This is a genomic window from Natronococcus pandeyae, from assembly GCF_008122205.1.
Classification (GTDB): Archaea; Halobacteriota; Halobacteria; order Halobacteriales; family Natrialbaceae; genus Natronococcus; species Natronococcus pandeyae.
Genome location: NZ_PHNJ01000027.1, coordinates 19,421 through 27,845, shown reverse-complemented (window position 1 = coordinate 27,845; position 8,425 = coordinate 19,421). Strand labels below are relative to the sequence as shown.

At 64.2% G+C, this 8,425-nt stretch carries 9 protein-coding genes; 4 read left to right on the top strand and 5 right to left on the bottom strand.

The window, feature by feature from the left end; all coding sequences use genetic code 11:
* Positions 1-275 precede the first annotated feature (275 nt).
* Complete coding sequence (locus CV102_RS25125) at positions 276-755, top strand: hypothetical protein (protein WP_148860739.1); 480 nt, start codon at positions 276-278, stop codon at positions 753-755.
* A 127-nt stretch (positions 756-882) separates the two neighbouring features.
* Here CV102_RS25125 and CV102_RS25120 read toward each other — a convergent pair whose 3' ends face one another.
* Together CV102_RS25120 and CV102_RS25115 are read right to left on the bottom strand one after the other, a co-directional pair.
* On the bottom strand, positions 883-1,743 hold the full coding sequence (locus CV102_RS25120; RefSeq protein WP_148860738.1) for an IS5 family transposase: 861 nt from the start codon (positions 1,741-1,743) through the stop codon (positions 883-885).
* 230 nt (positions 1,744-1,973) lie between these two features.
* Complete coding sequence (locus CV102_RS25115; RefSeq protein WP_148860737.1) at positions 1,974-2,324, bottom strand: BsuPI-related putative proteinase inhibitor; 351 nt, start codon at positions 2,322-2,324, stop codon at positions 1,974-1,976.
* Between the two features lie 139 nt (positions 2,325-2,463).
* Here CV102_RS25115 and CV102_RS25110 point away from each other — a divergent pair, with 139 nt between their 5' ends.
* The 3 genes from CV102_RS25110 to CV102_RS25100 all read left to right on the top strand — a co-directional run bounded on the left by CV102_RS25110 (position 2,464) and on the right by CV102_RS25100 (position 4,325).
* The gene (locus tag CV102_RS25110; protein ID WP_148860736.1) at positions 2,464-3,057 is read left to right on the top strand and encodes a class I SAM-dependent methyltransferase; all 594 of its coding nucleotides are present in this window, start codon (positions 2,464-2,466) and stop codon (positions 3,055-3,057) included.
* 70 nt (positions 3,058-3,127) lie between these two features.
* Positions 3,128-3,880 (top strand): DUF2797 domain-containing protein, encoded by a 753-nt coding sequence (locus CV102_RS25105; RefSeq protein WP_148860735.1) that lies wholly within the window; start codon positions 3,128-3,130, stop codon positions 3,878-3,880.
* 76 nt (positions 3,881-3,956) lie between these two features.
* Positions 3,957-4,325: a hypothetical protein gene (locus tag CV102_RS25100; RefSeq protein ID WP_148860734.1), complete on the top strand. Its 369-nt coding sequence runs from the start codon at positions 3,957-3,959 to the stop codon at positions 4,323-4,325.
* Positions 4,326-4,354: 29 nt separating this feature from the next.
* Here CV102_RS25100 and CV102_RS25095 read toward each other — a convergent pair whose 3' ends face one another.
* The 3 genes from CV102_RS25095 to CV102_RS25085 form a co-directional block, all read right to left on the bottom strand.
* Positions 4,355-5,470: a glycosyltransferase gene (locus tag CV102_RS25095; protein ID WP_148860733.1), complete on the bottom strand. Its 1,116-nt coding sequence runs from the start codon at positions 5,468-5,470 to the stop codon at positions 4,355-4,357.
* Positions 5,471-5,783: 313 nt separating this feature from the next.
* Positions 5,784-6,623: a phosphatase PAP2 family protein gene (locus CV102_RS25090; RefSeq protein WP_148860732.1), complete on the bottom strand. Its 840-nt coding sequence runs from the start codon at positions 6,621-6,623 to the stop codon at positions 5,784-5,786.
* A complete protein-coding gene (locus CV102_RS25085; protein ID WP_148860731.1) occupies positions 6,623-8,383 on the bottom strand; it encodes an ABC transporter substrate-binding protein in 1,761 nt (586 codons plus the stop codon). The genes CV102_RS25090 and CV102_RS25085 overlap by 1 nt, the downstream gene beginning before the upstream one ends.
* Positions 8,384-8,425 lie beyond the last annotated feature (42 nt).

The following is an 8,425-nucleotide window of genomic DNA, read 5'->3' as shown; positions in this document are numbered from 1 at the left end:
TTATCTTCTGAGTCGGACACGTCGTTTCTGACAGGTATCGGGTAGTTCGTTCAGTGTGTGCTGAATAGATAGCGCGAATGTGGCACGGACTGAGGAGCGATCAACGCGAAAGATCGAACGCTAAGTAAAGGCAGAGCAGGTTACGGAGCGGCAATTGAGTCCACTGATAGCTGTCAAAAACTGCGTGCTAAATACAAACTATTCATCATACAATCGATTCTACAAATACCCACGATCACCAGAAGGTACTTGTTAACTGGACAGGGAATCGGCTTATGAACCGCCGCCAGTTTCTCACAAAGAGCATTACCGTACCGGTGGTGGCAGCGGCCGGATGTATTGGGAATTTCGAACCAACTGTCCAATTAGCAGGCGTCAGGGTAGCGAATTTTATGGATGAACCCATTGAGGTTGATGTAGTGGTTCAGAAAGACGGTTCGACAGTGCAATCTGAAGAAGTAGAACTTCAGGCGGTCGAAGACGGATCTGGAACTACGTCGGAACGGTACCCGATCGAGTGTGCTTGGAGTGATGCCGACGGGGAGTACGTAATTGAGGCCCGCTTAAATGACGGAGACTGGGTGACAAGCGAGATCGCAGATAATCTTGATATAGTCCCGGATGAGTTTCAGGATGTTGTCGCAGTCGAACTTGAGGTGTATCGGGATGATGAAATTGTGTTCAATCCGAAGGGCTGCGATCTCCTTACTACGGGGACGATACCACCATGGACGTGTCCATGGGTAGAGTGTTGAGTCTCAATCGACTGTTTCGTGGAATGGGCACAACGCCAAACGAAATCCGGATCCACACTGAGTCACTCACGACCCCTCACCAGTGAGTGCTGTATATATGCTCTGGGCCTTGTTTGAACGCGTGATTTCACGGGTGTGAGTCCTCGATGGCGCGTTCGATATTGCGGACGGCGGATTTCATGACAAGTTCACGGAATTGTCCGAACCAGGTTCTCGACCAGAGCGTCTCGCCGTATCTGCGTCGGAGCCCGAAAAACACCGATTCAGCGTTCGAGCGCTGGTGATACGCCCGATCCTTGATGAGCAAATTTCTCGCCCACCCTCGCATCCCAGGATCTCGTTGCGGAATCAGCGGCGTGATACTTTCCGCGCGCAACCTAGTGCGAAGCTCCTCCCAGTCGTAGCCCTTATCGGCAGCGACAGTCGCCAACTCGTCGAGATTCCGCACTAACACCTGCCAGCCGACCTGTGTATCGTGCGGTTGTTTCATCGAACAGTGTATATCTAGGATCGCACTGGTCTCGCAATCGACGAGCAGCGTCGTCTTCACCGCCTCGAACGAGTAGTCTGTCCGCTTTGCGTAGTGCTGGCTGGCCTGGACGCGATCAACGCCGGTTGCGTCGATCGCCTGCACATCACCGAGATCATACAGTTCGACGGACTGATCGAGAATCGCTCGCCACCGCTTCATCGGAATCGCCTGCTTTCGCGTACACACCGTCGAGAAGTGTGGGACTGTTTCAGGCGTCAATCCGAGTGATTTCGTCACTCTCGGCATCTCGCGGAGGACGTCCATCAGCTTCCGGTACGGATGGCCAAGATACTCTTTCAACCCCTGAACGGCGAGAATCACCCAATCAGCGTAGCCTTCTTCTCCCGGACAGTAGGACGGAGCTGGCGGACCAGCGACGGCTTTTTGGGCGAGCGACACAACCTTCTCGGTGAAGCGGGAGGTCTTCGTGTGCACAACGAATCCGTCCCGCTTCACTTCCTAGTAGATTTGGTATTTTCTCCGAGCTACTAGCACGGCGATACGAGTTCGATGGACTCTATACTGCTAACGTTTGAGCGTCTAAACAAGGCCTATGCTCTGTATTCAGCAGACGACTTTTGGCAGATTCTGTACGATTCGATGGACGCTCTGGCAACTACTTCACCTATACTGAACTCGAGTTTCGCGGTCAACTCTGAATAACGCAACTGTGCTACGATCTACTGCTACGGAACCGAGACGTCGGTCCGGGCCTCGCAGATCCCCTCCTGGGCGCGCAACTCGGCAACCGCGGTGTACTCGCCCGACTGTGGGTTCTCCCACTCGGCCTCGTAGGTGGCCGTCTCGTCTGGCGCGATCCGTTCGGAACTGATCATCTGGGCGAACATCCGGCCGTCGGTGTAGCGCCAGACCTCTCGGCCCTCGTCCTCGACGACGAACTCCGCCTTGCAGGCGTCCGAGAACTGCAGTTCGACCGGCTCGGAGCCGGTGTTAGTGACCGAAAACTCGAACGCCACCGCGTCCGATCCCGGTGTCCCCGACGATACCGTCGCCTCGAGCGTGCCCTCGAGTGCCATACCCGGTGATTCACGAGTCGAGCGTATAGTTCTTCGTCCGGAACTCGCCGCGACGGTCCACCCCGCTGCCGGTCCGCGACAGCGCGGGTTCCAACCGAAGGTCACAACGTATACCGTGGGTCGGTCACGAGTAGCCGGTATGGACCGCTTTCGGAACACGCGCCAGCCCGACTGGGACTGGTGGGGCAAGCTCTGGCCGACGCCGGGCGCGACGCTTCGCCGGCTCGGCATCGAACCCGGAACGACGCTCGCGGAAGTCGGCTCGGGAAACGGCTACTTCGCGCTCCCGGCCGCCCGAATCACCGCGCCGGCGCCGGTGTACGCCGTCGACCTCGACGAGTCGCTGCTCGCTGAACTCGACCACCTCGCTGCCCAGCAGGAGATCGAGAACGTCCGAACGGTGCATGGCGACGCCCGCGAACTCGATCGGATACTCCCCGAGTCGGTCGACACCGTCCTGCTGGCGAACGCGTTTCACGGCATCGACGACCGGGAGACGGTCCTCGAGGCCGTTCGCGACGCGCTCCGGCCCGGCGGCACGTTCGTCGTCGTCAACTGGGCGGATCGTCCTCGAGCGGAGACGACTATCGACGGCGAGTCCCGCGGTCCGCCGACCGATCTTCGACTCGGGAGTGACGAGACGCGCGAGGCCGTCCTCGAGACGGATGCGTTCTCGCTCGAACGCGAGGTCGACCTGCCGCCGTACCACTACGGGCTCGTCTTCTCGCGGTAGCGTACACCGAAACGGGTCCCGATCACCCGGGAACAGTACGCCTATTTGCGCCCGCCACCAACCCTGCCGCGTGCAACTGGTCGGCTACGAACCGAGCGGGCGAGGATCCGCGCTGCGTCTGAGCGACGGCGAGACGGTGGAACGCCGTTCGCTCGAGCGCGGCGACACCCTCTCCTATTCGCTCGGTTCGCGCCACTGTGCCGGCGTCGTCGACGACGGCGAGCACGTCTCCTGCGACCGACCGAGGGCGCCGTACTGCGAGTACCACACGAGCACCTGGGTCTGTGCCCGCTGTACGGGCACCTGCCTGAAAGACGAGATGGACTGTTACGAGGAGCACGCCGTCTACGTCGCGGCGTTCGCGCCGGACACGTTCAAGGTCGGCGTCACCAAGAGCCGGCGTCTCGAGACCCGAATCCGGGAGCAGGGTGCCGACAGAGCGGCCCACGTCCACACGGTCTCGAACGGCCGGATCGCCCGCGAACTCGAGGCCGAGATCGCGGAGTGGCTGGTCGACCGGGTCCGAACCGGGCCGAAGGTCGCGTCGCTGGCGAGCGACGTCGACCAGTCGGCGTGGGCGGCCGTCCTCGAGCAATTCGACGTCATCGAGACGTTCGACCTCGAGTACGGCCTCGAACTCGACGCCCGCCCGGTTCGGGAGACGATCGCCTCGGGAACGGTCGTCGGCGTCAAGGGACGGCTGCTCGTCCTCGAGACGGGCGGCACAACTTACGCCGTCGACATGCGCGACCTCGTCGGCTACGAACTCGAGGAGGGCGCGACCGACCGGAGCCTCCAGTCCTCGCTCGGATCGTTCGGGTGAAGCGAAACGCCGGATCGTCGCGGCCTGAAGTAGTGACATGGCAATCCTTTTCCCCGGTGATCGTGAACTCGGACCTATGACGGACGAAAACGAAGCAAACGACGGCAACGGCGACAACGGCAACGGTGAAGAGAAATCGTTCCGTGAGCGGGTCGAGGAGATCCGCGAAAAGCGAGCCGAGGAAGGTGAAGGCGAGGGCGAACCGCCGGAGAGTCCGTTCGGCGGTGGCGGCGGCCCCGGCGGCATGGGTGGCGGCGGCGGCAACCCGTTCGCTCAGATGATGGGCGGCATGATGGGCGGTGGCGGCGGCCCCGGCGGTCCGGGCGGCCGCGGTCAGGAAGGCGGCAACGAGGAACTCGTCCGCGAAGTGCGACAGCTTCGCGACGAGATGCGCGACCAGACCCGCGCGATCAAGCGCATCGCCGACGCGCTCGAGGACGAGTAACGCCGTCCGTCGTTTTTTGTCGCTCGCACTCAGTCCGAAAGCGACGCGTACACCCGCTGAAGCCGAGCGATCGACCGGTCGACCCCGATCACCGCTCGTCGCTCGAGACAGCGCTCCCCGAACCGGGCCGACTCGTCGATGAGGCGCTCGATCCTGCGTGCGAACGCCGCTGGGTCGCCCGGCGGGTAGTGCAGCCCGGTCTCGCCGTCGCTTACGGTCTCCGCGAGCGCGCCCGAATCGGCGGCGACGACCGGCGTTCCGCAGGCGATCGACTCGAGCGCGACCAGTCCCTGGGTCTCGACGGGGCTCGGGAACGCGAAGACGTCGAGGGCCGCGTACAGCGACGGCAGTTCGTCTCGGTCGAGAACGCCGAGGAAGCGTGCGTCGACGCCGAGCGCTGCGGCCTGCCGTTCGAGCGCGGGTCGAGCGGGGCCGTCGCCGCCGAGGACGAGCGTCACCCGATCGGTCTCGAGTCGCGCCGCGGCCTCGAGCAGTTCCTCGAGTCGCTTCTCGTGGCCGTGGCGGCCGGTGTAGCCGACCAGCGGCCCGTCGGGGAGGTCGTACCGGTCGCGAAACCCCGCGGCGTCGACGGGTCGAAACCGCTCGGTGTCGACGCCGTTGGGAACCACTCGGACGGGCGTCGAGACGCCGACGCGTTCGCGGACCTCTTCGCGGGTCGTCGCCGACGGGACGAGCACGAGGTCGGCGCGGTCGTAGAACCGGCGTTCGTACGCCGTGGCCCCCCGTCCCACCAGGTCGGCGAGCCGTTTTCCGGGCGCGACGTACGGCGCGTACGCGGCGGTCGGCGTGTGGTAAGACGCGACCAGCGGACGGGATTCTTTGCGCGCATATCGCAAGGCGGCGAGGCCGATCGGAAACGGCGTATGAGCGTGAACGACATCGACGCGGGGGAGGCTCCGCGGAACGCGCGGCCGGCCGAGTCGGAACCCGCCGTAGAACGGAAAGCCGACGCTCGAGACGGGATGTTCGCCATCACTGGGGTCGTAGCCCGCCGCGTCGGGAAAGACGACCTCCATCCGGCCGCCGCGGCGTACCCACCGATCTCGCCAGGTTCGAACGGTGTAGGTGACGCCGTTGACGGTCGGCAGGTAGGTGTCGGTGAAGGCGGCGACCCGCTCAAGCATTCACCCGAACGGTCTCCGCCGTCGCGTAAATGCGTTGGCTCGAGCGGAGGACGGTGTTGAGAGTACACCGACTCGCTGAGAGAATCGAACACCCCGAAAGCCCCTGACGCGGTCGCCCCTCCAGGGCTCGCTGCGGTCCGTACGTCGCCCGGGAGGGATCGACCGCGTCAGCCCCTTTCAGTCCCACCCGCGGTGGCTCGCCAGGCAGCCGACTCAGGTGGGAACCAAAGGGGCTGGCCTCTCGTGGTGGTCTCACCGGACGCTGCGTACTCACAGTAGTATCTGAACACGGCCCGATCGGGGGACGTCAGGGCTACTGACGACGGATCGAGGGCAGCCACCGCTGAAGGGCCACTCGCTCGGAGAGGGACCAACGGCCGACGAACACCCGCGAGAGCTCGACGCAGACGTACGCGAGGACGATCCCGGCGAGGACGTCGATCGCCCAGTGGATCCCCAGGTATATCGTCGAGATCGCGACGCTGATCGCCAGCACGCCCGCGACGAGGTTCCACCACGGGTAGACGTCCCGCGTCCGGTAGGCGAGGATGCCAACGGTGGCCGCAAGCGAGGTGTGCAGCGACGGAAAGACGTTCGTGTTCCGGTTGACCTGGCGGGTGAGGTGCTGGTACTGCGGGTACGTATCGTACATCAGCGCCTGGACTTCGGGCAGCAGGTTCCGTGGTCCGTAGGCGATGACGAAGATGTACAGCAGGAGCCCGAGCGTGTAGTTGAGCGTGTAGGCCGTCAGCAGCTCCCGGAGCGGTCGGGTGTTCGACAGCGCGAAGTAGGCGACGACGGGGAAGACCAGCAGGAAGACGTAGCCGTAGATGTAGATGAACGAGAAGTACGCCGTCAGCACCGGCGTCTCGAACGACTGGAGCCAGAGGATGAACTGGCCTTCGAGATCGTAGATCTCCCACGTCGGGTTCCAGTCGATCATCCACGAGAGGTCGGGAACGATCTGTCTGGCGACGCTGTTGCCCAGCAGGACGACGGCGAGGACGACCGTGATCGGCGTGGCCGCCCGCACGCGATCCTTCCACTCCACGCGGGTCTCCCGGAGCCGGTAGCGGCCGACGAAGAGGGCGATGCCGGCGAGCGTCATGAGCGTCACGACGACCGCCAGCTGGACGAGTACCTGGACCAACATTAGCGTCTCACCCGGAGCGTTTCGCCGTCGTACCGGAAGCCGGCGTCTTCGAACGCCTCCCGCGCCGCGTCGACGTCAAGGTCGCCGTCGCCACCCAAAAAGGGCGTCACCGGATCCTCGCCGTCCCAGACGAGGTCGTCGGGCGTCCACTCGTCGGCCACGGGCGTCGCGGTCGGCTCGGCGTAGCCGTGGAAGACGTCCTCGGCGAGCCAGGCCTTGTCGATCAACCCGGCGACGGCCCGGCGGAATCGCGGGTTGCCGAACGGCGCCCGCCGCGCGTTGAACCCGAGGTGGTAGAACGTCCACGACGGCGACTCGAGCATCGCCGTGTCGTCGGCCTCCTCGATATCGTCGAGGACGTACGTCTCGAGGATCGAACTCGTGACGTCCGCGCTGTCCGTGGAGACGAGTTCGATCGCCGACGTGCTCCGGGGATCGATCTGGATGCGGAGTTCGCCGACGGTTGGACCGGGCAGATCGACGTCGTTGCGGAGCGTGAAGTGGTCGTCGTAGCGCTCGAGCGTGAGGTGTGCGCGCTCAGTTCGACTCCCGAACCGAAAGGGGCCGCTGCCGATCGGCGGCACGTTGTCCGTGGTGACCGCCTCGGTCGTTCCACCCGCGACCCGAACGCCGGGGACGGTCGCCGGCGTCGCCCGATCGTCCCAGATATGCTCGGGGAGGATCGGCACCGTCAGCGCGCGCTCGGCGACGGCCTCGCCCGCGTCGACCTCGAGTTCGAGTTCGTGGTCGTCCCGTCTCTCGACGTCCTCGACGATCCCCGCCGGCCCTCGATACTGGGGCGGCGGCGACGGACTCTCGCCCTCCTCGAGTTCGGTGTCGCGAAGCAACTCGTACGTGAACTCGACGTCGTCGGCGTCGAGGGGTTCGTCGTCGTGGAACCGGCAGCCCTCCCGAAGCTGCACCTCCAGGACGCCGTCCTCGTACGCCCAGGACTCGGCGAGCCAGGGCTCGAGGTCGCCGTCGCGTTCGGTCGCCAGCGAGTCGTACAGCAGGTCGACGAACGGGTCGTGGTCGCGGTACTCGGCCGTGAGCGGATTGATATTCTGTGACGGACGCGCATCCACGTGGACGGCCCGCAGCCGGTCGGTTCCCTCGCTCGGCTCGAGGCCGAGGTAGCCGAGGCGAGTCGCCGGATGGCCGTCCTCCCAGCCGTCGAAGCGGTCGGTCCTGACCATTCGGTGTTCCTCGGGGACACAGATCGGCACGAACGGCTGTTCGCGAACGACCTCCTCGAGCAGTTCTTCGACGGCTGCCTCGCGGTCGTCGCCGTCCGTTCGGCGCTGTTCCTCGAGCAAGTCGTCGACCCGAAGGTTCGCGAAGCCGAACGGGTTCTGCCAGCCGGACTCGTCGGCGTACAGCGAGTGCAACGCTTCGTAGAGGAAGTCCGGATCGGTGCCGCCCGGATGCTGGCCGACGCAGAGGTCGAAGTCGTGGTTGATCAGGACCGCCCGCAGGAACTCCTCGTTCGAGCGCATCTCGATCGAGACGTCGATTCCGGCGGCCTCGAGGACGGCGGCGACTTCCCGTGCCAGTTGAATGCTCTCCCGGTCGCCGTCGGCGGGGAGAGTCGTGATCGTGAGCGAGAGCTGCTCGACGTCGTCTCGGTTGACGACGGTTCGAACCTGTCGAACGCAGCCGCTGGTCGCGACGGTCAGCCCTGCGGATCCGGCCAGCATGGCACGTCGGCTGTAGCCGCGTCCGCCGGTCGTATCGTTCGAAACGGGCTCTCGCTTGCTCATTCGGTGATTACCTTCAATTCAGCTATGACGATATAACAGTAT

Bases quoted from the DNA above. Each gene is read 5' to 3' on its own strand.
- CV102_RS25115 (WP_148860737.1), bottom strand. From the start codon at position 2,324: ATGGCACTCGAGGGCACGCTCGAGGCGACGGTATCGTCGGGGACACCG.
- CV102_RS25095 (WP_148860733.1), bottom strand. From the start codon at position 5,470: ATGCTTGAGCGGGTCGCCGCCTTCACCGACACCTACCTGCCGACCGTC.
- CV102_RS25090 (WP_148860732.1), bottom strand. From the start codon at position 6,623: ATGTTGGTCCAGGTACTCGTCCAGCTGGCGGTCGTCGTGACGCTCATG.
- CV102_RS25110 (WP_148860736.1), top strand. From the start codon at position 2,464: ATGGACCGCTTTCGGAACACGCGCCAGCCCGACTGGGACTGGTGGGGC.
- CV102_RS25085 (WP_148860731.1), bottom strand. From the start codon at position 8,383: ATGAGCAAGCGAGAGCCCGTTTCGAACGATACGACCGGCGGACGCGGC.
- CV102_RS25100 (WP_148860734.1), top strand. From the start codon at position 3,957: ATGACGGACGAAAACGAAGCAAACGACGGCAACGGCGACAACGGCAAC.
- CV102_RS25125 (WP_148860739.1), top strand. From the start codon at position 276: ATGAACCGCCGCCAGTTTCTCACAAAGAGCATTACCGTACCGGTGGTG.